Below are 26,930 nucleotides of genomic sequence, written 5' to 3' on the forward strand. Positions count from 1 at the left end.
GCGGCGGCGGGGGGAACGGCATGGCACGTGCGCGCAAGACGTTCCCGGTCGGCAGGCTGCTGCTGATCCTGGTCGTCGCCGGGTTGCTGGTAGTCGGCGGCGGGTGGCTGTGGACGACGCGCGAATGGCGCGCCGCCGGGCCGCTTGCTGTCGCAACGGATGTGACGATCCCGGAAGGGGCGACGCTGGCCGCGGCGGCGCGTGTGCTGGAGAAGGCCGGGGCGATCGAATCGACCACCGGGTTCCTGCGCAAGGTGCGGCTGTTCGGTGACGACGCGCCGATCAAGGCAGGCGAATATGGTATCGAGGCGGGGGCCAGCGCGGCCGACATCCTGGCGATGCTGCAATCGGGCAAGACGTTGCAGCGGCTGATCACCATTCCGGAAGGCATGCCGTCGGTGCTGGTGCGCGACCGGCTGATGGCACGCGACCTGCTGACCGGCGACGTGCCGGTGCCGGCGGAGGGATCGGTCCTGCCCGACAGTTACAGTTTCGAACGGGGGGAAAGCCGCGCCGCCGTGTTGAAACGGATGCAGGACGCGATGACCCGGACGGTCGACCAGTTGTGGCGAACGCGGAAGCCGGGAACGGTGGTGACGACGAAGCAGGACGCGGTGACGCTGGCGTCGATCGTGGAGAAGGAAACCGCGCTGGCCAGCGAGCGGCGCACGGTCGCCGCCGTCTATTCCAACCGGCTGCGGACGGGGATGCGTTTGCAGGCGGATCCGACCGTCATCTACCCGATCACGCGCGGCCGCGCGCTGGGGCGGCGGATCCGGAAGTCCGAACTGGCCGCGGTCAACGCGTACAACACCTATGCGATGGCGGGGCTGCCGGCTGGGCCGATCGCGAACCCCGGCAAGGGCGCAATCGCGGCGGTCCTGAACCCGGCGGAGTCCGACGCCGTGTATTTCGTCGCTAGCGGCAAGGGCGGGCATGTGTTCGCCCGGACGCTGGCCGAGCACAACGCCAATGTGCAGCGTTATTACGCGCTGCGCCGGGCGCGTGGCGAGATGTAGTTTTCGGGTGACGGGTGGCGTGTTTTCAACCAGCCCTGCACGATTGCCTCGCCATCCCGGATCAAGTTCGGGATGACGACTGGTCAAGGTCGCTTCAACCCCAATCTAGAGCCGGAGTCCCTCCGTTTCGGGCAGGCCGCAGGCGAGGTTCATGTTCTGGACGGCGGCCCCGGCGGCGCCCTTGCCGAGATTGTCGAGCGCGCCGATCAGGCGGAGCTGGCCGGCGGCGGGGTCGGCATAGACGAATAATTCGAGGCGATCGGTGCCGGCGGTCCGTTCGATATCGAGCACGGACGGCAGATCGGTCGCGACCGAAACCAGCGCGGCGCCGGCATAGGCCTGCGCGAGGGCATCTTGGACATGCGCCGCCGTGGTGCCGGGGGCGAGATCGTCGATCGCCAGCGGCACCTCGACCAGCATGCCGCGGTAGCTGCGCGCGACCGCGGGCAGGAAGATGGGCGGACGGGCAAGGCCGCCATGGACCTGCATTTCGCGGACATGCTTGTGGCCCAGGCCGAGCGCGTAGAGCCGGTAGCCGGTATCGGTTGCGGCGGGTGCCGCGGGATCCTCGAACGCGGCGATCATGTCCTTGCCGCCGCCGGAATAGCCGGACGTCGCGGCGACCGCGACGGTGCGGTCCGCAGGCAGGATGCCGGCGCGGACCAGCGGGCGGACCAGCGCCAGGAACCCGGTGGGGTAGCAACCCGGATTGCTGATCCGCGTCGCGGCCGCGAGCCGGCCGGCGCGGTCGGGTTCCAGTTCGGCGAAGCCATATTCCCAGCCGTCCATGGTACGATGCGCGGTGGACGCATCGACGATCCGGACCGTCGGATTGCGGACCATCGCCACGGCATCGCGCGCGGCATCGTCCGGCAGGCACAGGATGACGCCGTCGGCGGCGTTGAGCGCATCGGCGCGTGCGGCCGCATCCTTCCGCAGATGATCGGGCAGGGTGACCAGCACGATGTCGCGCCGCCCCGCCAGCCGGTCGCGGATTTCGAGGCCGGTCGTGCCGACCGCGCCGTCAATGAAGATGCGGATCGTCATGGCGTCATCCTGGATATCGGCCGGCGGCGGGCGACGATGGCATCGCCCCCGTCGCCCGGAAAGCGGGCAAGCACGTCGGCGAGCGGTTCGACGACGACGGCCATCCAGTGCGCGTTCGCATGGATCATCCGGTCGCCATCCACCATCATGCCGACATGGCCGGGGAAGAAGACCAGGTCGCCGCGCTGCAAGGGGACATCGGCGGGCAGGGCCGTGCCGAGCGCTGCCGCCTGCTGGTCGCTGTCGCGCGGGGCGGGGATGCCGCACAGGCCGTGCGCAAGCTGGACCAGGCCGGAACAGTCGATCCCGCCGCCCCCGCGGCCGCCCCAGAGATAGGGCATGCCGACGAGCGACCGGGCGACCGTAACCGGATCCGCAGCCTGCGTCGTGACAGGTATGACGTGGCCGGCAGGCACGAACCCGCCGCCGGTGAGAGCAAGGAACGCCCCGTCGGCCCGACCCGCGATCCGGCTGCCGATCGGGAGCGCGATGGGGGCAGGCGTCTTGATATCGGGCCGGGCGAAGAGCAGCGTCTGCGGAGCCGTGACGATATGGGTCGCGGGATCGCCGACCGGCCGCAGCGCGTCGATACGGACATGCCCAAGATACTGGTCCAGCGCGCCATAGCCCCAGCACCAGTCGCCGCGGATATCGAGGACCGCGAACGGTTCCCCCGGGAGCAATTGCGAGACGGCGGCGGTTGCCGCGTCCGGCGTGGTGTGGAGCATCGTCGCGCGGTCGCCGCAGATCCGCGGCATTGGGCGGACATAGTGCGGCGCGAACACCCTGTCGGCCAGCGCGATATCCGCAATATCGCGGCGGGCAGCGGTGATGCGCGGGTCGTAGGCGCGCGAGACGCCGGTCAGGCGGAACCGTTCAACAGAGCGCGGGGGCACCCGATCGGCGGTCGCTCCGGTCCTGATCGTCGATGAGACTGTCGAACCCTTCAAGAAAATCATTCCCCACAGCGGTGCGTGCGACGAACACATTGCGCCTGTCGGCCTCGTCCCGCTCGCGCCGCAGATAGCCGAGCGTGCCCAGCGTATTCAAGGCCCGCGTGACGACCGGCTTTGAGACACCAAGCGTATGGGCAAGGCCACGCACCGTGTGCGGACCCGGGGTCAGGTAGACGGCCAGCAGCAATGCCATCTGGCGGTTGGTTAGATCGGGTTTGCCGGACCGGACATAACCGACCAGCGTATTCATCCAGGAACCGAGAGACGAGATCCGCACTGAACCGCACCTTTTTTTATGAGGCACGACGGCCACCTGTCATGAAAACACGCGGACGGGCGGATCGTTTCACACCCGACCGGTCTCCGCCGTCGATGGCGGGATCGATGCAGGTCCGTATCGATCCGAAAGATAGTGCCAGGCCGCCCGCAGGCCGAGCGCCTCGCCGCCCTTGGGCCGCCCCGGACGGGCGGATGGACGCCAGGCGAACGTATCGAAATGCGCCCAGGCGATGTCGGACGGGACGAAGCGTTGCAGGAACAGCGCGGCGGTGACGGCCCCGGCCAGTCCGCCCTCTCCGGCATTGTTAATATCGGCGATCCCCGACTTCAGCATGTCCGCATAGGGCGCCCAGAGCGGCATCCGCCAGACCGGATCTCCGCTGGCGGTACCGGCGGCGACCAGTGCGTCCGCAAGCGTATCGTCGTTCGAAAACAGCGCCGGCAGGTCTGGCCCGAGCGCTACCCGCGCGGCCCCGGTCAGCGTGGCGAAATCGAGGATCAACTCGGGTGCGTCCTCGCCCGCGCGGGTCAGCGCGTCGCCCAGCACGAGCCGCCCTTCGGCATCGGTATTGCCGATCTCGATCGTGATGCCCTTGCGGCTGGACAGGACGTCGCCGGGCCGGAACGCGTCGCCGGCGATCGCATTCTCAACCGCGGGGATCAGCAGGTGGAGGCGGACGGGCAAGCGCGCCTCCATCACCAGCATGGCGAGCGCAAGGGCGTGCGCGGCACCGCCCATGTCCTTCTTCATCAGCAGCATGCCGCCGCCGGGCTTGATGTTCAGCCCGCCGCTGTCGAACACCACGCCCTTGCCGACGATCGCGATGCGCGGATGCGCGGGATCACCCCAGAGCAGTTCGACCATTCGGGGGCCACGTGCCGGAACCGCGGCGCGACCGACCGCAGCCACCAGGGGGAAGCCGCGCGCCAGATCGTCGCCCTGCGTCACGACAAGCGACGCCTGGAAACGGGCGGCGACCCGTTCCACTTCCGCCGCCAGTTCGCTCGGCCCCAGGTCCGACGCCGGCGTGTCGACCAGATCGCGGACCAGCGCGGTCGCGCTCGCAAGAGCCACGGTCGCGGCGATCTCCGCCGACCGGGGGGTGAGCAGGATGCGTTGCGGGATCGGGTCGGCCGCCGTCCGGTACCGGTCGAACCGGTGATGCGCGAGCAGCCACCCGAGCAGCGCAGCGGCCGGAACAGCGTCATGAAGGCGATACTGCCCCGCGGGCAGCGCGGCGACGAGCGCGGCCAGTTGCCAGGGATCGTCGCCGGTACCCGCGTTTGGGCCGACGCCGGCCGCGATCGACCATTCGTCGGGTTTGTGCCCCGGCAGGATCGCGACGTCGCCGGGCTTTCCCGCGAAGCGCGCGGTAGCGATTGCGACGCGGGTCCGTTCCGGCTGGGTGGCGAGCCAGGCGTCGATCTGGTCGGTGCGGAGCAGCTGGATGCCATGCGCGGGTTGGCCGCGGTCGGGCAGGAGGAGCGAAGCGAAATCTGTCATGATCGGGAGCATAGGCATGCCGAATCGGTAACGCCATGCCTTGCGCCGGACCGTCCGTGGGCACGCGGCCACTGTGAACGGAGTGACGGGGCGTCTGATTCGGGCTCACGGGAACACCGTGCCGAGTTCTCGACAGCCTCGAACCAGGCGGGGCAGGGGATGTTGCCTGACCCACTGCGGTCCCGCGCTAGGCGGCCATGCGCGAGACGAAGTCGCCGGTCGTCGTGGACAATTGCGTCAGGTGCGTGCCCATCGACCGGAACCCGGTTTCGAGATGGTCGATCTCGTCGGCGACGGCTTCCGTCTCGGCGCGGATCGCGGCGATGGTGGCCGACATCGAATCGGCCGCGAGCGCCGTCTCGTCGACCGCAGCGGTAATCATCGTGACCGTCCGCGCCTGGGTTTCCATAGCGGAACGGATGCGCTGCGCCGCGGACTGGACCTCGCCCACCGTGTCGCGGATCGATCCGTTGGCATCCACCGTCTGGCGCGTGGCGGACTGGATGGCGGCGATCTTGGCGGCGATGTCGTCGGTGGCGCGCGCGGTCTGGGCGGCCAGACTCTTCACCTCCGCCGCGACCACCGCGAAGCCGCGGCCGCTGTCGCCCGCGCGGGCCGCCTCGATCGTGGCGTTGAGCGCGAGAAGGTTGGTCTGCCCGGCAATGTCGCGGATCAGTCCGAGGATCGATTCGATCGCCTGGGCGTGGCCGCTGAGCGCCTCCGACACAGACACCGCGGTCGCCGACTGTTCGGCGGCGCGGGTGGCGACCAGTGCTGCGGTCTCCACCTCGCCGCGCGCCTGTTCGATCGCGCGGATCAGCCCGGCCGCGGTCATCGCGGCGTCGCGCATCGCGACCGCGGACTGTTCGGCCGCGGCGGCGACCTCCGATGCCTTGCCCAGCATGCCGCGCGTCACGCCCGACGCGCCGCCCGTCTGTTCCGACAGTTCGACCGAATGGCGCAGCGCACCGTCGAGGATCAGGCCGACCGTGTCGCGGAAGGCGCCGCCGTCCGCCACCCGATCCCGCAGAGATTCGACGCGGTGGATTGCGGTAATTTGACTCGAGAGGACTTCGATCTCGATGCAGGCCAGCCGCATGATCGTTGCCGGGACGGTTCGGGCCATTTCGGGATCGTCGGCGGTCACGCCGTGCAGCGCGTCGATCAGATGTCTGGCATAGCTGTAGATCGACAGCGTGCGTTCGGGCATCGACAGGCCCGCCGCGATCGTCTCGTTGCCGCGGACCGCGATGGACGCGAGCCAGGTCTCGTCGATCGGGCCGGTGAACCACCGTTCCGTTTCTCGCTCGATCCGGTCCAGCACGACGACGTCGGGATCCAGCAGGGCCTGCGATCGATCGCGCAACACACGCAGCGACGTCTGCCAATAGGCGCGGCTGACCGTGCGGATGGTGTCGGCATGCCTTTCCCACAGAGCAGTCAGCCGGGCGGGAAACTTGCCGTCGCCCTTGTACAGCATGATCCGTTCGGCAACGCCGCGTGCATCCAGCAGCAGCTCTGCCGTCCCCTCGGTCATCACGAAGCGTCCCGCGACCATTATTCCGTCTTCCCCGTCCGACCCTGTCCAGGCCGGCCTAGGACAAAATGGTAAAGGGGATGTGACCGGCCAACGCCGCGCGCTCCCTTGCGCGACGCGGGCGTTGCGTTAAAGGACGCGGCATCAACAGGAAGGCGGACTATGGCGCGCAATCCGGGGCGGCCCCTCTCCCCCCATCTCACAATCTGGAAATGGGGCCCGCACATGCTGGTCTCGATCCTGCACCGCGCCACCGGCGTGGCGCTGGCGACGGGTGGCGCCATGCTGTTCACCTGGTGGCTGTCGGCCATCGCGTCCGGGCCGGACGCCTATGCCAGCTTCTCGCGCTACGTGATCGATGCCGACGGCGCCGGCGGGCTGCCGATGGTCACGACATTGCTTGCGAAGATCGCGGCGGTCGGCCTGACCTGGGCCTTCTTCCAGCATATGGCGACCGGTGTTCGCCACCTCGTGCTGGACGTGGGTGCCGGCTACGAACTGCGGACCAACCGGATGTTCGCGAAGCTGACGATGGTCGCATCGACCGTGCTGACACTGATCCTGTGGATCTGGGCCTGGAGGAACTGATGGGGACCGGAACGAATATCGGCCGCGTCCGTGGCCTGGGATCCGCGCATCATGGTGCCATGCACTGGTGGCGGCAGCGGCTGACCGCGGGCGGCAACATCGTGACGATGGTGTGGTTCGTCGTGTCGCTGTTCCGCCTGCCGACGCTCGATCATGCGTCGGTCATGACGTGGCTGCAGGCGCCGTTCAATGCGGTGATGATGCTGCTGCTGATCGGATCGGTCTTCTACCATTTCCGGCTCGGGCTGCAGACGGTGATCGAAGATTATCAGCATGAGGGGTCGCGCTTCGTCGCGATCGTCCTACTTAACTTCTATACGATCGCACTTGCGGCGATCGCTGTCTTCTCGATCCTCAAGATCGCTTTCGGAGCCGCCTGACCATGGCCGAGGCCTATAAGATCATCGATCACGTCTATGACGCCGTTGTGGTGGGGGCCGGGGGTTCCGGCCTGCGCGCGACGATGGGGATCGCTGAATCGGGCCTTAAAACGGCCTGCATCACAAAGGTGTTTCCGACGCGCAGCCACACGGTCGCGGCGCAGGGCGGCATCGCCGCGTCGCTCGGCAACATGGGGCCGGATCACTGGACCTGGCACATGTACGACACCGTCAAGGGGTCGGACTGGCTGGGCGACCAGGACGCGATCGAATATCTGTGCCGCGAGGCCCCGGCCGCGGTGTACGAGCTGGAACATGCCGGCGTGCCGTTCAGCCGCACGACCGAGGGCAAGATCTACCAGCGGCCGTTCGGCGGCATGATGCAGAACATGGGCGAAGGCCCGCCGGCCCAGCGCACCTGCGCGGCCGCGGACCGGACCGGCCATGCGATGCTGCATTCGCTGTATCAGCAGAGCCTCAAGTACGACGCCGACTTCTACATCGAGTATTTCGCGCTCGACCTCATCATGGAAGACGGCGAGTGCCGCGGCGTGATCGCGATGTGCATGGAAGACGGCACGATCCACCGGTTCCGCGCGCATTCGACCGTGCTGGCGACCGGCGGCTACGGGCGCTGCTACTTCTCCGCCACGTCGGCGCATACCTGCACCGGCGACGGCGGCGGGATGGTGCTCCGCGCCGGCCTGCCGTTGCAGGACATGGAATTCGTGCAGTTCCACCCGACCGGCATTTACGGCGCGGGCGTGCTCATCACCGAGGGTGCGCGCGGCGAGGGTGGCTATCTTACGAACTCAGAGGGCGAGCGGTTCATGGAACGCTATGCCCCGTCCGCAAAGGACCTCGCGTCGCGCGACGTCGTGTCCCGGTCGATGGCGATGGAGATCCGCGAAGGTCGCGGCGTCGGCAAGGACAAGGACCATATCTTCCTGCACCTGGATCACATCGATCCGGCCGTGCTGGCCGAGCGGTTGCCTGGCATCAGCGAGACGGGCAAGGTGTTTGCGGGCGTCGATTTGACGCGCCAGCCGCTGCCAGTGACGCCGACGGTGCATTACAACATGGGCGGCATCCCCTGTAACTATCACGGCGAAGTCGTGACTTTGCGCGACGGCAATCCGGATGCGGTCGTGCCCGGCCTGTTCGCGGTGGGCGAGGCGGCCTGCGTCTCGGTCCATGGTGCCAACCGGCTGGGGTCCAATTCGCTGATCGATCTGGTCGTCTTCGGCCGGGCAACCGGTCACCGGATCAACGAGATCACCAAGCCGGGGGCGCCGCACAAGCCGGCGTCGAAGGCGATGGACGATTTTGCGCTGACCCGGCTCGACCGGTTCCGTACATCGAACGGGGCGGACTCGACCGCCGCGATCCGGCTGGACATGCAGAAGACGATGCAGGCCCATGCCGCCGTGTTCCGCGACACCAAGCTGCTGAACGAGGGGATCGAGAAGATCGACCAGGTGCAGGCGCGGCTTGCCGACGTGGGCGTGGTCGACCGTTCCCTTGTCTGGAATACCGATCTGATCGAGACGCTGGAACTCGACAACATGCTGCCGCAGGCGGTGGTGACGGTGCACAGCGCCGCGAACCGCCACGAAAGCCGCGGCGCACATATGCACGAGGATTATCCGGAGCGTCACGACGACGAGTGGATGAAGCACACGATCAGCTGGTTCGACAAGGGCCACGTAACGCTCGATTACCGACCGGTGCATGACTACACGCTCACCGACGACATCGAATATATCAAGCCCAAGGCACGGGTCTACTGATCCGACGAGAGGCCCGGACCAGATGGTTCGGGCCTCTTCGTTTGGCGGGACTGGAAGGAAGCGGGCATGGCTGGCGAGGACAGGATGCAATCCGGGCGCAGGCCTTGGCCGCGGACCGCGATGTACATGATGATGGCACTGGTGCCGTTGCTGGCAGGTGGTTTCGTACGCCAAGTGCCGGCGATGGCGGGGCAGGACGCGGAGTTCTGGCAGGGGATCGTGGTCGGCCTGACGCTGCTGATCGGTATCGCCGGGCTGGTGCTGATGGTGCGCAGCACGCGTGGTGCTTCCTGATGGCCGAGGGTTTTGAGCGGCATCGCCAGCCCTGGACGCAGGACGAGATCCAGAAACTGCATAAGTTTGCGGCGAAGGGGATGGCGATGAAGGCCATTTCCAAGGCGCTGACGCGCAGCGAGGAGTCGATCAAGGACCGCGCGAAGGTCGACGGGTTGAAGATTTCCAAGCTGCGTTAGCCGGTGTGGGTTGGCTAGATGTTGGTCTGGACGTCTTCACACCGCGCTCGAGTGCGCCTGTTCTACCCCGGACACCCGCCCCAACCTCGTTTGGTTCAAGCGTGTCGAGAACTTAACGCTGCGTTCTCGACAGGCTCGAACCAAACGGGGTGGAGGTCGGGTTCGATGCGGTTCTGACTGTAAGCGTTGTGACGTTTGGCGGGTTCTCGACAGGCTCGAACCGAACGGAGGGGGTGGGTCGGGCGAACGGTGTTACCGTCCGATCTCCCTACTGAACCCGGCACTCCACGCCCTTGGCGGACGCGACCGTCTCGCCGGGCTTGAGCGGGGAGAGGGTGGCCTGTTGCAAACCGTGCGTCCACCATTGCCATTTGTCGCCCAGGTAGCGTGCGCCGTTGGTTTCAACGGCGGAACGCATTTCGGTGGTGCCGTCACCGATGTGGAGGGTGAGCGTTTCGGGGTCGATGAATACCGCGCGGACGGTGCGGCCGTCGGCGCAGAGGAAGCGCGCGCCCTGGCCCGCGTCGGATGCGGCGACCGGGGTGGCGGTATCGACCATGTTGGTGCTGGCGGTCACGTCCTGACCGCCGCAGCCGGCGAGGAGGAGGAGGGGAGCCAGGCGCTTCATTGGAGCCTCATCGGAACGGGGGTTCGTCGAACGCGCGCAGCTTGCGGCTGTGCAGCTGGTCGCCCGCCGCGCGCAGTTCGCCGATCGCGGCGATGCCGATCCGGAGATGTTCCGAAATCGCGCGTTCGTAGAAACGGTTGGCCTGGCCCGGCAACTTGATCTCCCCGTGGAGCGGCTTGTCGGAAACGCAGAGCAGGGTGCCATAGGGGACGCGGAAGCGATAGCCCTGCGCCGCCAGCGTCGCGGACTCCATGTCGATCGCCACGGCCCGGCTCTGATTGAAGCGCAGTGCGGAGCGCGTGTAGCGCAGTTCCCAGTTGCGGTCGTCCGTCGTCACCACGGTGCCGGTCCGGAGCCGCGCCTTCAACGCCTCGCGGCTTTCGCCCGACACGATCTCCGCCCCGCGAACGAGCGCCTGCTGGACTTCCGCAATGGGCGGAATCGGGATTTCGGGGGGCAGCACGTCGTCCATCACATGGTCGTCGCGCAGATAGGCGTGCGCCAGCACATAGTCGCCGATCCGCTGACTCATCCGCAGGCCGCCGCAGTGGCCGATCATCAGCCAGGCCTCGGGCCGCATGACGGCCAGATGGTCGGTGATCGTCTTGGCGTTGGACGGGCCGACACCGATGTTGACGAGCGTGATACCCGACCGATCGGGTCCGATCAGGTGGTAGGCGGGCATCTGGTGCTTGCGCCACGCACTGTCGTTGATCGCCAGTTCGGGGTCGGCATTCTCCGCGGTCAGTTCCAGCCCGCCGGCGCAGCTGAGCGCGGTATAGGGGCCGTCGCCGGACACCTGGGCGCAACCCCAGCGCACGAATTCATCGACATAGCGGTGATAGTTGGTGAACAGGATGTAGTTCTGGACATGCGCGGTGGGCGTACCGGTATAGTGCCGCAGCCGGGCGAGGCTGAAATCCGTGCGCTGCGCATCGAACAGCGCGAGCGGGTGCGGCACGTCGGGTCCGCCGTCCCACAGGCCGTCGGCAATCTCGTCGCCGATATGGGCCAGTTCGTTGGCGGGGAAGATCCGCGCCAACTCGGTCGCGGCGGCGCTGGACAGGTCGACATCATGCCCGGCGTCCAGCACATAGGGGTAGGGGATTTCCTGCCGCCCCTCGCCCGCTTCGACCACGGCACCGTAATCGTCCACGAGCAGGTCGATCTGGCGGGCGAGATAGTCGCGAAACAGCGCCGGCTGCGTCACGTTAACGGCATAGCGGCCGGGACGGGTCAGCCGGCCATAGGCGCGCATCGCATGGTCGCGCGGGGCAGCACCATCATAATGGAGGCGGAGTTCGGGGTAGGCGAAGGCACCGGCGGCGCGTGCCGCCTCGTCCGGCCGCTCGCCATGGTCGATATAGCGGCCCAGTGCGTCGCGCAGCGCAAGGACGGAGTTGCGGTAGATGCGGTCGAGTTCATCGACCAGTGCGAAGCTGCGTTCGGATGCCATCGCCGTTCCTAGAACGCAGCGGCGACGGCATCAATGGTAGGATCGTTACAGAGTCGAAAGCAGATGCTCGGCGGAACTGACGCTGTAGTCGCCCGGTGCCTCGACGTTCAGGTGGGTGACCACGCCGTCGTCCACCACCATCGAGAAACGCTGACCGCGCGTGCCCATGCCGTACCCGCTGCTGTCCATCGTCAGGCCCAGCGCGGACACGAATTCGGCGTTGCCGTCCGCCAGCATCGTGATGCCGTCCGCGCCGCCGTCGCGCGCCCAGGCGGCCATGACGAAGGCATCGTTGACCGCGGTGGCGGCGATTTCGTCGATTCCCTTGGCGTGCAGGGCGGCCGCCTGATCCACGAAGCCGGGCAGATGACGGGCCGAGCAGGTGGGCGTGAACGCGCCGGGCACGGAGAACAGCGCGACCCGGCGGCCGCCGAAGAAGGTCGCGGTGTCGACCGGTTCGGGACCGTCGGGCGTCACCTTGTGGAGTGTCGCCTGCGGAAGCGTGTCGCCGATGCGGATCGTCATGGGGGTCAGTCCTGTAGAATGTCGTACTGTGCGATAACGCGCCGACGCCGCGAAGGTCCCGCACGGATCATCCGTGGAGCGCCGCTTCCATCCGCCAGCGCATGAAGCGTGGCGCCGCGAACGGCGCGATCCGCATGGCGATCAGTGCGACGCGCCAGGCCGGCGTGGCGGTTCGCGGAAGGGCGCGGCGGAGTTCGCGCAGACCGGCGCGCACATCGCCCGCCAGGACCAGCGCCTCGCCCCGTTCGAACGCGATTTCCGCCTCGATCGTCGCGCGCATCGTCTGGGCGGTGCGACGTTCCGGCCGGTCGACCAGCCGTTCGATCGCGTTGTCATAGACGCGCGCGGCGGCGTGGAGCAGCGGCAAGCGGGCGGACGACAGCGAGTCCGGCCGGCGGCGATAGTGGTGGAGCGTGTGCGGCACGAGGGAACAGCGCCAGCCGCGTTCGAGCAGCCGGATCCAGAGATCGAGATCCTCCGCCGATCGCAGGTCGACCGACCAGCCGCCGACATCCTGGAGCGCGGTCGCGAGCAGCAGGCAGGCGGTGAAGACGTTGAACTGCCGACCCAGCACGCGATCGAGCGTCACCGGCGGCACCTGCGGCGACACGGCGGAGAAGCGCACCCCTTCAAGCCGGGCGTTGCCGAAGAAGGTCGCGTCGCACGTGACGAAGCCGACGTCCGGTTCGACGGCGATGGCGCGCGTCATTTCCGCCAGATAGTCGGGCGTGTAGCGATCGTCCCCGTCGAGGAGCGCGATCAGCGGCGCGCGGGCATCGGCCAGCGCGCGGTTGCGCGCCGCCGAGACGCCGGCATTCGTCGTTCGCAGCAACCGGATGCGGGCATCGCCCGAAAACGGAGCCATCGCGCCGGCCAGATCGTCGGGCGAACCATCGTCGACCACGATCGCCTCCCAATCGGGCATCGTCTGCGCCTGGAGCGAGCGCAGCGTATCGGCAATATAGTCAGCGCAGCGATAGGCGGGAACCAGCACGGAAACGGCAGGGATGGGCAGGCTGCGCATAGCTGTCGACAACTACGCTCTAAGCCGTTCGGCAACAACCGCATTGACCATGACGAAGGTCTAACCCGCGCCGGTGCGGGAAGGTGCGTCCGGGTCGGCGATGCGGGGTGACGGCGGGTTACGCCGTGGCTAGAAGAGGGCATGGACCATCCGCGTTTCCTGTCCGGCCAGATGCTGCTCGCCATGCCGGGAATCGGCGATCCGCGGTTCGACCACGCCGTCGTGGCGATGTGTTCGCACGACGGGGACGGCGCGCTGGGGATCGGGGTGGGCCGGACGATCCCGACGCTGGGGCTGCACGGCATGCTGGCGCAGGTCGATATCGCGCCCGGCGTGGCACTTGACGTGCCGGTTCATGTCGGCGGGCCGGTGGAGCCGCAGCGCGGCTTCGTGCTGCACGGGCAGGACTGGGGCGGGCAGGACACGCTGCACGTCGGCAAGCGCTGGGCGCTGACCGGCACGCTCGACATCCTGCGCGCGATCGCAGCGGGGCGGGGGCCCGAGCGGTTCGTCGTTGCACTGGGCTATGCCGGGTGGGGACCGGGGCAGCTGGATGCGGAGATGACCCGCCACGGTTGGTTCGCGACGCCGGGAACCGACGCGCTGCTGTTCGACACGCCGGCCGAGACGCGGTGGGACGGGCTGTTCCGCGCGGCGGGCGTCGATACGCGGATGCTGGCAAGCGAGGCGGGGCACGCCTGACGTTGCGGTCCGGAGGTCGCGGCGGCGGATATAAAGATATCTTTATATTTGCATCACCGACCGCCGGACGGTAGATGGCCGCCATCGAAGGTTGCGCCCCCCGCGACCTTATTGGGAGACCGCGCATGGCCACCATGACCGCAGACACATTCAACGACTATGTCGTGCAGGACATTTCGCTTGCCGCATATGGCCGCAAGGAAATCGAGATCGCCGAAACCGAAATGCCCGGCCTGATGGCGCTGCGCACCGAATTCGGCGCGACGCAGCCGCTGAAGGGTGCGCGCATCGTCGGATCGCTCCACATGACGATCCAGACCGCCGTGCTGATCGAGACGCTGACCGCGCTGGGCGCCGACGTCCGCTGGGCATCGTGCAACATCTATTCGACGCAGGACCATGCCGCCGCCGCGATCGCCGCGACCGGCGTGCCGGTGTTCGCCATCAAGGGCGAGACGCTTGCGGAATATTGGGATTATGTCGAGCGCATCTTCGACTGGGGCAACGAGACCTGCAACCTGATCCTGGACGACGGCGGCGATGCCACCATGTTCGCGCTGTGGGGCGCGCGCCTGGAAGCGGGAGAGACGCTGCCCGAGCCGGAGAATGACGAGGAAGTCGAGTTCCAGCGCGTCGTGAAGGCGTTCGTCGCCAAGCGTCCGGGTTACCTGACCGAGACGGTCAAGAACATCAAGGGCGTGTCCGAAGAGACCACGACCGGCGTCCACCGCCTGTACGAGATCGCCAAGAAGGGCATGCTGCCGTTCCCCGCGATCAACGTGAACGACAGCGTGACCAAGTCGAAGTTCGACAATCTCTACGGCTGCAAGGAGTCGCTGGTCGACGCGATCCGTCGCGCCACCGACGTCATGCTGGCCGGCAAGGTCGCGACCGTCGCCGGCTTCGGCGATGTCGGCAAGGGTTCGGCGCAGTCGCTCCGCAACGGCGGCGCCCGCGTCCTGGTGACCGAAGTCGATCCGATCTGTGCGCTGCAGGCGGCGATGGAGGGTTTCGAGGTCGTGACGATGGAAGAGGCCGTGACGCGGTCCGACATCTTCGTGACGGCGACCGGCAATGCCGACGTCATCACCGCCGACCACATGGCGGCGATGAAGCCGATGAGCATCGTCTGCAACATCGGCCATTTCGACAGCGAGATCCAGATTTCGGCCCTGTCCAACTATGAGTGGACCGAGGTGAAGCCGCAGGTCGACCTCGTCCGTTTCCCGGACGGCAAGCAGATCCTGATCCTGGCGAAGGGTCGTCTGGTCAACCTGGGCTGCGCGACCGGCCACCCGTCGTTCGTCATGTCGTCCAGCTTCACCAACCAGGTGCTGGCGCAGATCGAATTGTGGACCAAGCCCGGCCATTACGCGAACGAAGTGTTCGTCCTGCCAAAGCATCTCGACGAGAAGGTCGCCATGCTCCACCTCGAGAAGCTGGGCGTCAAGCTGAGCAAGCTGACCGACAAGCAGGCGAGCTACATCGGTGTGTCGACCGACGGCCCGTTCAAGCCGGACCATTACCGCTACTGATCGCGGACATTCGGAACGCTGTTCCGAGCCATGCGCGACGAGCCCCCTCTCCGGCCAGGAGGGGGGGCTTTTTTTGCGGCTTGGCGTTGCGCGCTTCCCCCCCCTACAAGCGATGACATGAGAGCGATGCGCGGCAGACCGACATGGTGACTTTCGGCCCCGCCGCGGTGGCCGGCATCGCCGCGATTATGGCGGCGTGGCTGGTCGCGGGGGTCGCGGCGACGCTGTTCGGCCTGCGCCGGGCGGCAGCGGCACGCGGGGCGGTGGCGGACTGCGAGCGACTGAACCAGATGTTGGAGGGTGCGCCGGCGATTCCGCTGCTGGTGGCGGCCGACGGCCGGTTGAGCGGGCCGGTGCGGCTGGGCGACTGGCTGGGGCTACGCAGGCTGCCGCTCTACCTGATCGACCTGGCCGGCGAGACCGAGGGGTTGCCGCGGCACGAGGTGGAAGCGTTGGCCGAGGACGTGAAGGCCGCGGAACGGAGCGGGCGCGCGTTCCAGCGATCGCTGCATCCGCAGGGCGGCAGCCGCATCCTGACCGTGCGCGGACGACAGGCGGGCATGGCGACGGGCACGGCCGCGGCCGGGACCATCCTGTGGGTGTTCGACGCGACCGACAGCGCGAGCGAGATCGAGCGACTGGGCGCGGAGGCGGTGCGGCTGGGGCAGGCGGTGGCGGCGATATCGTCGCTGATCGAGGCAGCGCCGTTCCCGATGTGGCATCGCGGACCGGACCTGCGGCTGGCGCTGGTCAACGGTGCCTATGTGGCGGCGGTGGAGGCGCGCGACGGGGCCGACGTGGTGGCGCGCGGGCTGGAACTGGTGGAGGGGCAGGCGGGGCGCGGGCCGCTGGCCGCGGCGGCCGAGGCGCGCGAGCGGGACCGCGTGCTGCGCCGGACGGTGCCCGCGACGATCGCCGGCGCGCGGCGGATGGTGCGGATCACGGACGTGCCGCTGGGGCCGGGCGGGGTCGCGNATCGCCGGCGCGCGGCGGATGGTGCGGATCACGGACGTGCCGCTGGGGCCGGGCGGGGTCGCGGGCTACGCCGTGGATGTCGAGGAACTGGAGGAGGCGCGGGCCGACCTGTCGCGGTTCGCCCGGACGCAGCGCGACCTGCTGGACCGGATGTCGGCCGGGGTGGCGCAGTTCGCGGCGGACCGCAGCCTGGTCTTCTACAACCATCCGTTCCTGCGGATGTTCGCGATGCAGCCCGAATGGCTGGCCGATCGGCCGGAGTTCGACCGCGTGCTGGACCGGATGCGCGAAGCGCAGCGTGCGCCCGAAAGCCGCGATTTTCCGCGCTGGCGCCTTGAACGGCGCGGCTGGTTCACCGCGGCCGACGCGGTCGAGGAGAACTGGCTGCTGCCCGGCGGATCGCATTTCCGGTTGCTGGCGCAACCGTTGCCGGATGGCGGGCTGCTGCTGATCTTCGAGGACCGGACCGAGCAGATCCAGCTGGCCAGCGCGCGCGACACGTTGCTGCGCGTGCGGACCGCGACGTTCGACAATCTGTTCGAGGCGGTGGGCGTGTTCGCGGCGGATGGCCGGCTGCATCTGTGGAACAACCGGTTCAAGGATGTGTGGGGGCTGCCCGAGACCGAGCTGGGCCAGCATCCGCGCGTCGATGCGTTGGTGGAGCAGGTAGCGCAGCGGTTGGCCAATCCGAGCCGGGCGGGGCTGATCCGCGAACTGGTGCGGATCGCCACGATCGAGCGGCAGCAGCGGTCGGGCCGCGTGGAGTTCACCGACGGGCGGCATTTCGAATTCGCGGCGGTGCCGCTGCCGGACGGCAACGCGCTGTTCACGATGCTGGACATCACCGCCAGCCGGGGGATCGAGGCGGCGTTGCGCGAGCGGGCGGAGGCGCTGGAGCAGGCGGACCTGCTGAAGACCGCGTTCGTCGCCAATATGAGTTATGAACTGCGCGTGCCGCTGACGTCGATATCGGGCTTCGCAGAGATGCTGGGCGGCGGTTACGCCGGACCGCTGGGTGAAACGGCGCAGGAATATGTGACGGCGATCCTGTCGTCGGTCGCGCGGCTGTCCGCACTGATCGAGAATATTCTGGACCTGACGCAGAGCGAGGCTGGGAGCCTGCCCATGGCGGCCGAGACGGTCGACCTCAGCGCGCTGGTCGCCGCGGGCGCTGCGCAGGCGGGGGTGGCGGCCGCGGCGGCCGGGCTGGACCTGGTCGTGGAGGCGACGCAGCCGCTGGGCAGCATGACCGGCGATCCGCGACGGTTGCGCCAGGTGATCGACCATCTGCTGCACAATGCGGTGCGGTTCACGCCGCGGACCGGGGCCGACGGCGCGGCCGGCCGGGTGTTGTTCCGCGCGACGCGCGACGCGGACATGGTGGAGATCGTGGTATCGGACAACGGCCCCGGCATCGCGCGCGAACGGCAGGCGCGACTGTTCGACCGTTTCCGGTCGGAGGCGGGAACCCGGGCCGGGTCCGGCGCGACGGGCCCCCGCAACGGACGCGATGCGCCCGGCCCGGGCCTGCCGCTGACCCGCCGGCTGGTGGAGGCGCATGGTGGCACGATCCTGCTGGCCAGCGAGCCGGACGAAGGCACGACGGTGATCGTGCGGTTGCCGGTCGATCCGCTGTGAGCCGTGTGATGATCCTGGCGGACGCGGCGGCGACGGAGGCGGTGGGACGCGCGCTGGCCACCGTGGTGCGGGTTGGCGATGCGATCGCGCTGTTCGGCGATCTGGGGGCAGGCAAGACGACGTTGTCGCGCGGGTTGCTGGCAGGGCTGGGGTTGATGGGGGAGGCACCGAGTCCGACCTTTGCGATCGTCCAACCCTATGCCCCGCCGGAGGTGACCGTGCCGGTGGCGCATGTCGACCTGTACCGGATCGCGGACCCCGACGACGCAGCGGAACTGGGGCTGGACGATTACCGGGCGGACGGCGTCCTGCTGGTCGAATGGCCGGAGCGGATCGGGGCGGGTGCGTGGGACGACGCGCTGCAGCTGTTCCTGCTGGCGACACCGGACGGCGCGCGTCGCTTGACAGCCAAGCTGCCGCCGTCTTGGGAACAGCGATGGCCGTTTCCCTGACCGACATGATTCCCCCCGCGCACGCCCCGGCATTCCTGGCCGGGTGCGGCTGGTCCGGGGCGGCGATCCTGCCCCTGGCCGGCGACGCGAGTTTCCGGCGCTATTTCCGGGTGCGCGACGGCGCGCGCGATGCGGTGCTGATGGATGCGCCGCCGGAACAGGAAGACAGCCGGCCGTTCCTGGCGATGGCGGGCCATCTGAACGCGATCGGGTTTCGCGCGCCGCGCATCCTGTCGCACGATCTGGCGGCGGGGCTGGTCCTGCTGGAGGATTTCGGCGACCTGCGGATGGCGGAGGCGCTGGCCGGCAGCCCGGAATATGAAATGGAGACCTATCGCGCGGCGATCGACCTGATCCGCGATCTGCACGCCCATCCGGCGGCGGCCGACCTGCCGCCCTATGACGATGCGGTGTACCGGCGCGAGGCGGCGCTGTTTCCCGACTGGTATGCGCCCGCGGTCGGGATCGCGGTGGACGGTGACGGTTACGGCGCGGCGTGGGACAGGGCGCTGGCCCGGCTGGACCGCGCGCCGGTGGTGACCGTGCTGCGCGACTATCACGCCGAAAACATCATGCTGCTGGACGACGGCATGCTGGGGCTGCTCGATTTCCAGGATGCGTTGGCCGGGCATCCCGCCTACGATGTCGTATCGTTGCTACAGGATGCGCGACGCGAGGTTTCGGCGGAACTGGAGACGGCGATGCTGGAGCATTACGGGCCGATCGACGCGACCGCCTATGCCATATTGGGGGCACAGCGGAACGCCAAGATCCTGGGCATCTTCACCCGGCTGTGGAAGCGGGACGGCAAGGACCGCTATCTGGCGTATCAGCCGCGCGTCTGGCGATATCTGGAACGCGACCTGATGCATCCGGCGCTGGCCGAGGTGCGGGCATGGTTCGACGCGAACGTGCCGCCGGCGATGCGCGCGGCGCACTGGGAGCCGGCGGCATGACCGGGTCGGCGCGCGCGCGGGGCCGGACACCGCTGGCGCTGGACACCGGCGGCGCACCGATCCGCACCGCGATGGTGATGGCCGCGGGGCTGGGCAAGCGGATGCGCCCGCTGACCGCGACCCGGCCGAAACCGCTGGTGGAGGTGGCCGGAAAGGCGCTGATCGACCATGTGTTCGATCGGCTGCGCTCCGCCGGGATCGGGCGGGTCGTGGTGAACGTCCATTATCTGGCCGATTCGATCGAGGCGCATCTGGCGCGGCGGGCGGGCGATTTCGAGATATTGCTGTCCGACGAACGGGAGCAGTTGCTGGAGACCGGCGGCGGGCTGGTGAAGGCGATGCCGCTGATCGAGGACGACCGGTTCCTGGTCGTGAACAGCGACAATTACTGGGTCGACGGGCCGATCGACGCCATCCGCCTGCTGGCCCAGCGGTGGGACGACGAGAAGATGGACGCGCTGCTGCTGATGGTGCCGCTGGCGCGGGCGAACTGCCATGCGGGGGTCGGCGATTTCCACATGGCGGCGGACGGACGGATCCAGCGGCGGCGCGGCGGGCGGGTCGCGCCGTTCGTCTATACCGGCGTGCAGATGGTATCGCGCCGCTTGCTGGACGGTGCGCCGGGCGGGCGGTTTTCGACCAACATCCTGTGGGATCGCGCGCTGGCCGAGGGGCGGGCGTACGGCATCGTTCATCAGGGGCTGTGGTTCGACGTGGGCCACCCCGCCGCGATCGCGCAGACCGAGGCGCTGCTGTTGGGGGCGGCGTGAGTTGCGCCTTGCCAGGATAGTCCGGGATCTCCATCCCAATTTCGTCCATGCCGAGCGCAGTCGAGGCAGCTTTCCCCGAGCGTAGCCGAGGGGCGATGTTGGCATCTCGGCTGCGCTCGACGGGTCCCTCGACTTCGCTCGGGATCGGCGGATGACTGGAAATCGTTACAGCCTGAGCCCTTTCCTTTTCGTTCGTTCCCGTTAGGTTCCGCTGCGTGACCCCGAATGTCTTCACCATCCCGCTGCACCGGGCATTTGCCGACGCGCTGGTCGCCGGGCTGATCGCGCGGTCGGGCGGCGATCCGCTGGTGCTGGCGCGCGGGCTTGTGATCCTGCCCAACAACCGCGCGGTGCGGACGATGACCGACGCGTTCGTGCGGCGGGCGGACGGCGGACTGATGCTGCCGCGGCTCGTGGCGATCGGCGATATCGACGCGGGCGAGCAGGCGGGCGCGCTGTTCGACCCGATCGATGGAGAGACGGCACATCCGCCGGCGATCGATCCGTTGCGACGTCACCTGATCCTGGCGCGGCTGGTGCAGGAGGTGCGCCGCGACACCGGCGACCCGATCGATGCGGCCGAGGCGATGCGGCTGGCGGCCGATCTGGCACGCACGCTGGACCAGCTGATCGCCGAGGAGGTCGAGCCGCGGCGGCTGGCGGACAGCGTGGCCCCCGAACTGTCCGAACATTGGCAGGCGTCGCTGGCGGTGCTCGAGACGATCCTGGACCGGTGGCCGCGCGTACTGGCGGCGGCCGGCGCGATCGACGCATCCGACCGGCAGAACCGGATGTTGCGCGCGCTGGCCGACAGCTGGAAGGCGAACTCGCCGGCCGGGCTGGTGGTCGCCGCCGGAATCACCGCGTCGACGCCGGCGGTGGCGGCACTGTTGCGGCGGGTGGCGCGGATGGACGGCGGGATGGTCGTGCTGCCCGGGCTGGACCTCAGCATGCCGGAGGCGGAATGGATGGCGCTCGGGCCGCATGCGGCCGAGGACGATCGGCCCGCGCCGCCGGCGATCGAGACGCATCCGCAATATCATCTGAAACTGCTGCTCGACCGGATGGGCGTGGCGCGGGGCGAAGTCGCGCGGTGGCGGCATGGCGGCCGCGCGGGCGGGATCGACGGAGATGCGCCCGCGATCCGCAGCCGGGCGATCGGCAATGCTATGGCACCCGCGCGGTTCACCGGCAAATGGCAGACCTTGCCGCCGCGTGCGCGCCGGCTGTCGGGCATTCGCGCGGCCGAGTTCGCATCGCCGGCGGACGAAGCACGCGGGATCGCGATCGCGATGCGCGGCATGCTGGAACAGCCGGGCAAGACGGCCGCGCTGGTGACGCCGGATCGCGCGCTGGCGCGGCGGGTGGTGTCGCAATTGCGGCGCTGGGGAATCGCGGCGGACGACAGCGCGGGGCGGCCGCTGTCCGCCACGCCGCCGGGTGCGCTGCTGCTGGCGCTGGCGGAGGCGGCGGCCGAGGCCTTTGCTCCGGTGCCGCTGCTGGCGTTGCTGAAGCATCCGCTGGTGCGGACGGGGGACGACCGGCTGGCGTGGCTGGACGGCGTGCGGCAGCTGGACCGCGCGCTGCGCGGGCCGCGGCCGGCGGCGGGGCTGGACGGGCTGACCGCATATCTGGCACGCGGCGAGGGGCGCGATGCGCGGGTGCGCGAGCGGGCGCAGGACTGGTGGTCGGCGCATCGCGAGATCTTGCAACCGGTGGAGGCGGCGTTTCAGGGTCGTATCGACCTGGGCACGCTGATCGCCGCGTTGCGGGTCGCGGCGAGTGCGCTGGGCGGCGACGGCGTCTGGTCCGGACCGGCCGGGCGTGCGGCGGCGGACCTGATCGCGGGGCTGGAGGATGCGGCGGCGGCTGGCCCGGCACATGTCCCGGTGCTGGCCGATGCGGGCGTGCTGCCCATCCTGCTGCGCGGGTTGATGGACGCGGTGGCGGTGCGTCCGCCGCAGGGCGGGCATCCGCGCATCTTCATCTGGGGGCTGATCGAGGCGCGGTTGCAGCATGCCGATCTGATCGTGCTGGGCGGGTTGAACGAGGGGACATGGCCATCGGCCCCCGCGCCCGACCCGTGGCTGGCGCCGCGGATCCGGCAGTTGCTGGGCCTGCCGGGACTGGAGCGGCGGATCGGCCTTGCCGCGCATGATTTCGCGTCCGGGCTGGGCGCTCGGCGCGTGCTGGTGACGCGGGCGAGGCGCGATGCGCGCGCGCCGGCGATCGCGTCGCGTTTCTGGCTGCGGATGGAGGCGATGACCGGGGGCGTGACGCGCGACCCCCGACTGATGGCGCAGGCCCAGGCGATCGACCATGTCGCCGGGCCACCCGCCTATGCCGCGCGGCCGGCACCGTCGCCGCCGATCGCAGACCGGCCACGGCGGATCGCGGTGACGCGGCTCGACCGGCTGAAGGCGGATCCGTACGCTTTCTATGCAGGCGCGATGCTGAAGCTGGACGCGTGGGACATGGTCGATGCGGACCCGACCGCGGCGTGGCGCGGCACGGCGGTCCACCGCGTGTTCGAAGCGTGGATGACCGAGGACCGCTGCGATCCGGACAAGCTGCGCCCGCGGGCGCAGCGGATGCTGGCCGAGACGTCTGCGCACCCGGTGTTGCGCGCGCTGTGGACGCCGCGGCTGCTGGAGGCGATCGACTGGGTGGCCGAACGGATCGTCGTGCAGGTGGCGGAAGGGCGCGTGCCGCTGGTCGCCGAGGTGCGCGGAGCGGCGACGGTGGCGGGGATCGAGCTGTTCGGGACGGTCGACCGAATCGACCGGATGCCGGACGGGACGCTGGCGATCGTCGACTACAAGACCGGCAAGGCACCGTCGCGCAGGCAGGTGGAGGCCGGCTATGCGATGCAGCTGGGGCTGCTCGGCCTGATCGCGGAGAAGGGCGGCTTTGCGGAGGCGAAGGGCGATCCGGGTGCGTTCGAATATTGGTCGCTGGCGGCGGACGGCGACCGGTTGGGTCATGCGTCCAGCCCGGTCGGGATCGACAAGCAGGGGCGTGGCATCGATACGGCGGAGTTCACCCGGCTGGCGGCGAGCGTGCTGGGCGATGCGGTGGACAACTGGCTGCTGGGCGATGCGCCGTTCACCGCGAAGCTGCATCCCGAATATGCGCCGTACGGCGATTACGACCAGCTGATGCGGCTGGACGAATGGTATGGGCGAAGCGATGGCGCATAGGTTCAAGCCGCTGATCCCGCTGCGGGGCGACCAGCTGCGCGCCTCCGACCCGGCCGAACTGGTGTGGCTGTCGGCATCGGCGGGGACCGGCAAGACGCATGTGTTGACGGCGCGCGTGCTGCGGCTGCTGCTGTCCGGCGTCGATCCGGCCGCGATCCTGTGCCTGACGTTCACCAAGGCGGGTGCGGCAGAGATGGCGGACCGGATCCATGGCCGGCTGGCGGCATGGGTGCGGCTGGACGATGCCAAGCTGCGCAAGGAACTGTTCGCACTGGGCGAGCCGCATGGCGACGATGCGGTGGCAGGTGCGCGGACGCTGTTCGCGCGCGTGCTGGAGGCGGCGGGCGGGGGCCTGCGCATCCAGACGATCCACGCCTTCTGCCAGACGCTGCTGGCGGGTTTCCCCGCGGAGGCGGGGCTGACGCCGGGGTTCCGCCCGATCGAGGGACGCGAGGAGGCGGCGCTGGCGCGGCGCGTGCTGGCCGAGATGCTGGTCGCAGCGGAGCGCGAGGGCGACCTGCCGCTGATCCGCGACGTGCAGGCGCTGTCGCGGCGGCTGGGCGAGGGGGCGGCGGAGGCGTATCTGATCGAATGCGCGCGGGCGCCCGTGGCCCTGGAGGAACTGGGGCCGCGACCGGGGATCGAGGCACGGTTGCGTGCCGCGCTGGGCGTGCCGATCGGCGATGTCGAGGCGGTGATCGCGGAAGCATGTGCCGACGACATGTTCGATATCGACGCGCTGATGGAGATATCGGAGGCGAATGGCAATTGGGGGACCAAGACCGCGCTGGCCCGCGCCGACCGGATCGCCGCGTGGCTGACGGGCGATCCGGCCACGCGCGCCGCCGGGCTGGCGGACCTGCATCAGGTGTGGGCGAAGGCGGACGGCGAACCGCGCTCGTTCGCCAAGGGGCAGGCGCCGCAGATACCGGGTTATGCCGAAACGGCGATGCGGCTGCATGACCGCTGCGGCGCATTGCTGACGCTGCGCGCGGGGGCCGCACTGGCGGCGCTGGTGGGGGCGGGGCTGCGCGCGGGGCAGACCTATGCGCTGCTCTATGCGGCGGCCAAGCGGCGGGCGGGACTGGTCGATTTCGACGACCTGATCCGTACCACGGTGCGCCTGCTGATGACCGACGGGATGGGCGACTGGGTGCGGTACAAGCTGGACCGCCAGACCGACCATATCCTGGTGGACGAGGCGCAGGACACCAACACCGACCAGTGGACGATCGTCGCGATGCTGGCGGGCGAGTTCTTCGCGGGTGAGGGCGCGCGGCCGAATGCGCGGCGCACGATCTTCACGGTCGGCGATTTCAAGCAGGCGATCTTCGGGTTCCAGGGGACGAACCCGCAGGCGTTCGCGGCGGCGCGGCTGCACTTCGAGCGGGGCGCACGCGGCGCGGACCGCGAGATCCTGGCGCTGTCGCTGGACCAGTCGTTCCGGTCGACGCCCCCGGTGCTGGAACTGGTCGACCGGCTGATCGGCGATCTGGGCGCGGATACGCTGGGGCTGGGGCCGGACCATGCGGTCGAACGGCATGCCAGTTTCAAGGGCGGACCGGGGACAATTACGTTGCTCCGCCCGCACAGCGCGGGGGACGGCGAGGGCGCGGGCGACGCGGCGGACGACGGCGGCGAGGAAAGCTGGATCGACGATGCGACGCGCGCCTTCGCGACGCGGCTGGCGCGGCAGATCAGGGCGTGGCTGGACGACGGCCTGCCGCTCGAATCGCAGGGGCGGGCGCTCCGGCCCGAGGACATCCTGATCCTGGTGCGCAAGCGGGGCACGCTGGCGTCGCTGATCGTCGCGCGGCTGCACGCCGAGGGGGTGCCGGTTGCGGGCGTGGACCGGTTGCGGCTGGATGCGCCGCTGGCGGTGCGCGACCTGCTGGCCGCCGCACGGTTCGCGGTGCAGCCGGAGGACGACCTGACGCTGGCGGCGCTGCTGGTGTCGCCGCTGTTCGGGTGGAGCCAGCAGACGCTGTACGATGTCGGCTTCGGGCGGATCGGGACGCTGCGCCAGGCGGTGCGCGAAAAGGGCGACGCGGCGACGCAGGCCGGGCTGAACGACCTGCTGGCGCGGGCGGATTACGAGACGCCGTTCCGGTTCCTCGACCATATCCTGACCGGTCCGCTGGACGGCCAGCGGCGGCTGATCGGACGGCTGGGTGAGGAAGCGCGCGATCCGATCCAGGAATTGGTGGGTGCAGCGCTGGCGTATGAGGACGAGGCGACGCCGACGTTGCAGGGCTTCCTCGACTGGTTCGACCGGGGCGAGGTGACGATCACGCGCGATCCGTCCGCGCTGCTGGACGCGGTGCGGGTGATGACGGTGCATGGATCGAAGGGGTTGCAGGCACCGATGGTGATCCTGGCCGACGCGACGACGGACCCGGAACTGGCACCGCGCCGGTCGATCAAATGGTCGCTGGGCGAGGCCGGGCCGGTGCCGGTGTTCCGCCCACGCAAGGCGGAACTGGCAGGGTCGCTGGCCGACGACATGGCCAGCGAGGCGCAGCGCGAGCGCGAGGAGCATTGGCGGTTGCTGTACGTCGCCATGACGCGGGCGGAGGAACGGCTGGTGATCGGCGGCGCATTGGGGCCGCGGGCCAAGGGGGTGCCGCCGGAACGCAGCTGGTACGCCGCGATCGGTCAGGCGATGGCCGGGCTGGGCGCGCTGCCCGTCGACGATGCGATCTGGGGGCAGGCGCATCATCATCGCGGGACCGCACCGGCGGCGGCGCGCATGCCGTCCGCGGGGCGGGCACGGCCGAGGTTGCCCGTGCCCGCGGAGCCGGCATGGCTGCGGCGGGCGGCACCGGAGGAGGCGCGCCCGCCGCGGCCGCTCGCACCCTCCTCGCTCGGGCTGGACGCAGTGTCCGATCCGCCGCCGGTGGCCGCGATGCGGGCCGCGGCGGAGCGTGGCCGGTTGCTGCACGCCCTGTTCGAACGTTTGCCCGCCGTGGCGCCCGAGCGGCGGATGGCGGCGGGCGACCGCTGGCTGATGCAGTCCGGCGGGGTCGGTGATTCGGATGAGCGCGCCGCGCTGCTCGCCAGTGCCTGCAGGATCGTCGCGGATCCGCGGTTCGCCGAGATATTCGGTCCGGACGCGCTGGCCGAAGCGCCGATCGCGGCGGTGGTGGACGGCGTGGTGGTGGCAGGCACGGTCGATCGGCTGCTCGTGCGGCCGGACGGCGTGCGGATCGTCGATTTCAAGACATCGCGACGCGTGCCAAGCGGGATCGATGCGGTGCCGCCACAGCATATCGTGCAGATGGCGGCCTATGTCGCGGCGCTGGGCGTGGTGTTTCCCGGCCGGCCGGTGTCCGCCGCGTTGCTGTACACCAGCGGGCCGACCTTGTTCGACCTGAGCCCGGAATTGCTGGCGCGGCACAAGCAGGCCTTCGTGCACCCGGAGCAAAAGCAGCCGCCCGTCGGTTGAGCCGGCAGGCGGTGCGTCCTACATCGGGACCAACGTTACAGGAGCAGTCAC

Annotated in this window: 23 protein-coding genes and 1 pseudogene; 15 read left to right on the forward strand and 9 right to left on the reverse strand. The window is 69.3% G+C overall.

All coding sequences use genetic code 11. The features are described 5' to 3' along the window. The first annotated feature begins 20 nt into the window (after nucleotides 1-20). Nucleotides 21-1,019: an endolytic transglycosylase MltG gene (gene mltG / locus BKY59_RS02345; RefSeq protein WP_076068554.1), complete on the forward strand. Its 999-nt coding sequence runs from the start codon at nucleotides 21-23 to the stop codon at nucleotides 1,017-1,019. A gap of 105 nt (nucleotides 1,020-1,124) precedes the next feature. On the opposite strand, the gene argC is transcribed toward mltG, so the two are convergent. From argC to BKY59_RS02370, 5 genes are all read right to left on the reverse strand, one after another. After that, complete coding sequence (gene argC / locus BKY59_RS02350) at nucleotides 1,125-2,066, reverse strand: N-acetyl-gamma-glutamyl-phosphate reductase (protein ID WP_076068497.1); 942 nt, start codon at nucleotides 2,064-2,066, stop codon at nucleotides 1,125-1,127. Further along, complete coding sequence (locus tag BKY59_RS02355) at nucleotides 2,063-2,962, reverse strand: C40 family peptidase (RefSeq protein WP_240499923.1); 900 nt, start codon at nucleotides 2,960-2,962, stop codon at nucleotides 2,063-2,065. Before BKY59_RS02355 ends, argC begins: the two co-directional genes overlap by 4 nt. Then, nucleotides 2,943-3,272, reverse strand: coding sequence for a MarR family transcriptional regulator (locus BKY59_RS02360; RefSeq protein WP_076068498.1), 330 nt, complete (start codon nucleotides 3,270-3,272; stop codon nucleotides 2,943-2,945). Before BKY59_RS02360 ends, BKY59_RS02355 begins: the two co-directional genes overlap by 20 nt. A 96-nt stretch (nucleotides 3,273-3,368) precedes the next feature. Beyond that, complete coding sequence (locus BKY59_RS02365) at nucleotides 3,369-4,805, reverse strand: leucyl aminopeptidase family protein (protein ID WP_076068556.1); 1,437 nt, start codon at nucleotides 4,803-4,805, stop codon at nucleotides 3,369-3,371. 187 nt (nucleotides 4,806-4,992) lie between these two features. After that, nucleotides 4,993-6,363, reverse strand: a complete 1,371-nt coding sequence (locus tag BKY59_RS02370; protein WP_206361999.1) for a methyl-accepting chemotaxis protein — start codon at nucleotides 6,361-6,363, stop codon at nucleotides 4,993-4,995. 141 nt (nucleotides 6,364-6,504) lie between these two features. On the opposite strand from BKY59_RS02370, the gene sdhC reads away from it, so the two are divergent. The 5 genes from sdhC (at nucleotide 6,505) to BKY59_RS02390 (ending at nucleotide 9,573) form a co-directional block, all read left to right on the forward strand. Beyond that, complete coding sequence (sdhC, locus tag BKY59_RS02375; RefSeq protein WP_076068499.1) at nucleotides 6,505-6,930, forward strand: succinate dehydrogenase, cytochrome b556 subunit; 426 nt, start codon at nucleotides 6,505-6,507, stop codon at nucleotides 6,928-6,930. Next, complete coding sequence (gene sdhD, locus BKY59_RS02380; protein ID WP_076068558.1) at nucleotides 6,930-7,310, forward strand: succinate dehydrogenase, hydrophobic membrane anchor protein; 381 nt, start codon at nucleotides 6,930-6,932, stop codon at nucleotides 7,308-7,310. The genes sdhC and sdhD overlap by 1 nt, the downstream gene beginning before the upstream one ends. A 2-nt stretch (nucleotides 7,311-7,312) precedes the next feature. Next, nucleotides 7,313-9,100, forward strand: coding sequence for a succinate dehydrogenase flavoprotein subunit (gene sdhA, locus BKY59_RS02385; protein ID WP_076068500.1), 1,788 nt, complete (start codon nucleotides 7,313-7,315; stop codon nucleotides 9,098-9,100). A gap of 126 nt (nucleotides 9,101-9,226) precedes the next feature. After that, nucleotides 9,227-9,394, forward strand: a complete 168-nt coding sequence (locus BKY59_RS17585; RefSeq protein ID WP_165374784.1) for a hypothetical protein — start codon at nucleotides 9,227-9,229, stop codon at nucleotides 9,392-9,394. Then, nucleotides 9,394-9,573, forward strand: a complete 180-nt coding sequence (locus tag BKY59_RS02390) for a hypothetical protein (RefSeq protein WP_076068501.1) — start codon at nucleotides 9,394-9,396, stop codon at nucleotides 9,571-9,573. Before BKY59_RS17585 ends, BKY59_RS02390 begins: the two co-directional genes overlap by 1 nt. Nucleotides 9,574-9,841: 268 nt before the next feature. Here BKY59_RS02390 and BKY59_RS02395 read toward each other — a convergent pair whose 3' ends face one another. From BKY59_RS02395 to BKY59_RS02410, 4 genes are all read right to left on the reverse strand, one after another. Next, nucleotides 9,842-10,201, reverse strand: coding sequence for an MliC family protein (locus tag BKY59_RS02395; RefSeq protein ID WP_076068502.1), 360 nt, complete (start codon nucleotides 10,199-10,201; stop codon nucleotides 9,842-9,844). Nucleotides 10,202-10,208: 7 nt separating this feature from the next. Then, nucleotides 10,209-11,657, reverse strand: coding sequence for an AMP nucleosidase (locus BKY59_RS02400; RefSeq protein WP_076068503.1), 1,449 nt, complete (start codon nucleotides 11,655-11,657; stop codon nucleotides 10,209-10,211). 45 nt (nucleotides 11,658-11,702) lie between these two features. Beyond that, nucleotides 11,703-12,182 carry a peroxiredoxin gene (locus tag BKY59_RS02405; RefSeq protein ID WP_076068504.1) on the reverse strand — a complete coding sequence of 160 codons (480 nt, stop codon included), beginning with the start codon at nucleotides 12,180-12,182 and terminating at the stop codon, nucleotides 11,703-11,705. A gap of 67 nt (nucleotides 12,183-12,249) precedes the next feature. Beyond that, entirely contained in the window at nucleotides 12,250-13,176 is a 927-nt protein-coding gene (locus tag BKY59_RS02410; RefSeq protein ID WP_165374785.1) for a glycosyltransferase family 2 protein, read from the reverse strand. A gap of 171 nt (nucleotides 13,177-13,347) precedes the next feature. On the opposite strand from BKY59_RS02410, the gene BKY59_RS02415 reads away from it, so the two are divergent. The 9 genes and pseudogenes from BKY59_RS02415 to addA all read left to right on the forward strand — a co-directional run bounded on the left by BKY59_RS02415 (nucleotide 13,348) and on the right by addA (nucleotide 26,879). Further along, nucleotides 13,348-13,908, forward strand: coding sequence for a YqgE/AlgH family protein (locus BKY59_RS02415; protein WP_076068506.1), 561 nt, complete (start codon nucleotides 13,348-13,350; stop codon nucleotides 13,906-13,908). Nucleotides 13,909-14,033: 125 nt separating this feature from the next. Further along, a complete protein-coding gene (ahcY, locus tag BKY59_RS02420; protein ID WP_076068507.1) occupies nucleotides 14,034-15,443 on the forward strand; it encodes an adenosylhomocysteinase in 1,410 nt (469 codons plus the stop codon). 143 nt (nucleotides 15,444-15,586) lie between these two features. Beyond that, nucleotides 15,587-16,417 (forward strand): annotated as a pseudogene (locus BKY59_RS17985) (histidine kinase); the annotation flags it as partial. Between the two features lie 151 nt (nucleotides 16,418-16,568). Beyond that, nucleotides 16,569-18,056: a sensor histidine kinase gene (locus BKY59_RS02425; RefSeq protein WP_476712785.1), complete on the forward strand. Its 1,488-nt coding sequence runs from the start codon at nucleotides 16,569-16,571 to the stop codon at nucleotides 18,054-18,056. Between the two features lie 8 nt (nucleotides 18,057-18,064). Further along, nucleotides 18,065-18,508, forward strand: a complete 444-nt coding sequence (tsaE, locus tag BKY59_RS02430; RefSeq protein ID WP_076068508.1) for a tRNA (adenosine(37)-N6)-threonylcarbamoyltransferase complex ATPase subunit type 1 TsaE — start codon at nucleotides 18,065-18,067, stop codon at nucleotides 18,506-18,508. Between the two features lie 5 nt (nucleotides 18,509-18,513). Next, a complete protein-coding gene (locus BKY59_RS02435) occupies nucleotides 18,514-19,464 on the forward strand; it encodes an aminoglycoside phosphotransferase family protein (protein ID WP_076068559.1) in 951 nt (316 codons plus the stop codon). Then, nucleotides 19,461-20,234: a nucleotidyltransferase family protein gene (locus BKY59_RS02440; protein WP_076068560.1), complete on the forward strand. Its 774-nt coding sequence runs from the start codon at nucleotides 19,461-19,463 to the stop codon at nucleotides 20,232-20,234. The genes BKY59_RS02435 and BKY59_RS02440 overlap by 4 nt, the downstream gene beginning before the upstream one ends. A 215-nt stretch (nucleotides 20,235-20,449) precedes the next feature. Continuing rightward, complete coding sequence (gene addB, locus BKY59_RS02445; protein WP_076068509.1) at nucleotides 20,450-23,434, forward strand: double-strand break repair protein AddB; 2,985 nt, start codon at nucleotides 20,450-20,452, stop codon at nucleotides 23,432-23,434. Next, nucleotides 23,424-26,879, forward strand: a complete 3,456-nt coding sequence (addA, locus tag BKY59_RS02450) for a double-strand break repair helicase AddA (protein ID WP_129586162.1) — start codon at nucleotides 23,424-23,426, stop codon at nucleotides 26,877-26,879. Before addB ends, addA begins: the two co-directional genes overlap by 11 nt. The last annotated feature ends 51 nt before the right edge of the window (nucleotides 26,880-26,930 follow it).

This window comes from Sphingomonas montana (genome assembly GCF_001956315.1).
In the GTDB taxonomy this organism is placed as follows: Bacteria; Pseudomonadota; Alphaproteobacteria; order Sphingomonadales; family Sphingomonadaceae; genus Sphingomonas_R; species Sphingomonas_R montana.

Excerpts from the sequence above, each read along its gene's own strand:
- mltG (WP_076068554.1), top strand. The coding sequence starts at position 21 with ATGGCACGTGCGCGCAAGACGTTCCCGGTCGGCAGGCTGCTGCTGATC.
- argC (WP_076068497.1), bottom strand. The coding sequence starts at position 2,066 with ATGACGATCCGCATCTTCATTGACGGCGCGGTCGGCACGACCGGCCTC.
- BKY59_RS02360 (WP_076068498.1), bottom strand. The coding sequence starts at position 3,272 with ATGAATACGCTGGTCGGTTATGTCCGGTCCGGCAAACCCGATCTAACC.
- BKY59_RS02365 (WP_076068556.1), bottom strand. The coding sequence starts at position 4,805 with ATGACAGATTTCGCTTCGCTCCTCCTGCCCGACCGCGGCCAACCCGCG.
- BKY59_RS02370 (WP_206361999.1), bottom strand. The coding sequence starts at position 6,363 with ATGGTCGCGGGACGCTTCGTGATGACCGAGGGGACGGCAGAGCTGCTG.
- sdhC (WP_076068499.1), top strand. The coding sequence starts at position 6,505 with ATGGCGCGCAATCCGGGGCGGCCCCTCTCCCCCCATCTCACAATCTGG.
- sdhD (WP_076068558.1), top strand. The coding sequence starts at position 6,930 with ATGGGGACCGGAACGAATATCGGCCGCGTCCGTGGCCTGGGATCCGCG.
- sdhA (WP_076068500.1), top strand. The coding sequence starts at position 7,313 with ATGGCCGAGGCCTATAAGATCATCGATCACGTCTATGACGCCGTTGTG.
- BKY59_RS17585 (WP_165374784.1), top strand. The coding sequence starts at position 9,227 with ATGATGATGGCACTGGTGCCGTTGCTGGCAGGTGGTTTCGTACGCCAA.
- BKY59_RS02390 (WP_076068501.1), top strand. The coding sequence starts at position 9,394 with ATGGCCGAGGGTTTTGAGCGGCATCGCCAGCCCTGGACGCAGGACGAG.
- BKY59_RS02395 (WP_076068502.1), bottom strand. The coding sequence starts at position 10,201 with ATGAAGCGCCTGGCTCCCCTCCTCCTCCTCGCCGGCTGCGGCGGTCAG.
- BKY59_RS02400 (WP_076068503.1), bottom strand. The coding sequence starts at position 11,657 with ATGGCATCCGAACGCAGCTTCGCACTGGTCGATGAACTCGACCGCATC.
- BKY59_RS02405 (WP_076068504.1), bottom strand. The coding sequence starts at position 12,182 with ATGACGATCCGCATCGGCGACACGCTTCCGCAGGCGACACTCCACAAG.
- BKY59_RS02415 (WP_076068506.1), top strand. The coding sequence starts at position 13,348 with ATGGACCATCCGCGTTTCCTGTCCGGCCAGATGCTGCTCGCCATGCCG.
- ahcY (WP_076068507.1), top strand. The coding sequence starts at position 14,034 with ATGGCCACCATGACCGCAGACACATTCAACGACTATGTCGTGCAGGAC.
- BKY59_RS02425 (WP_476712785.1), top strand. The coding sequence starts at position 16,569 with ATGTCGGCCGGGGTGGCGCAGTTCGCGGCGGACCGCAGCCTGGTCTTC.
- tsaE (WP_076068508.1), top strand. The coding sequence starts at position 18,065 with ATGATCCTGGCGGACGCGGCGGCGACGGAGGCGGTGGGACGCGCGCTG.
- BKY59_RS02435 (WP_076068559.1), top strand. The coding sequence starts at position 18,514 with ATGATTCCCCCCGCGCACGCCCCGGCATTCCTGGCCGGGTGCGGCTGG.
- BKY59_RS02440 (WP_076068560.1), top strand. The coding sequence starts at position 19,461 with ATGACCGGGTCGGCGCGCGCGCGGGGCCGGACACCGCTGGCGCTGGAC.
- addA (WP_129586162.1), top strand. The coding sequence starts at position 23,424 with ATGGCGCATAGGTTCAAGCCGCTGATCCCGCTGCGGGGCGACCAGCTG.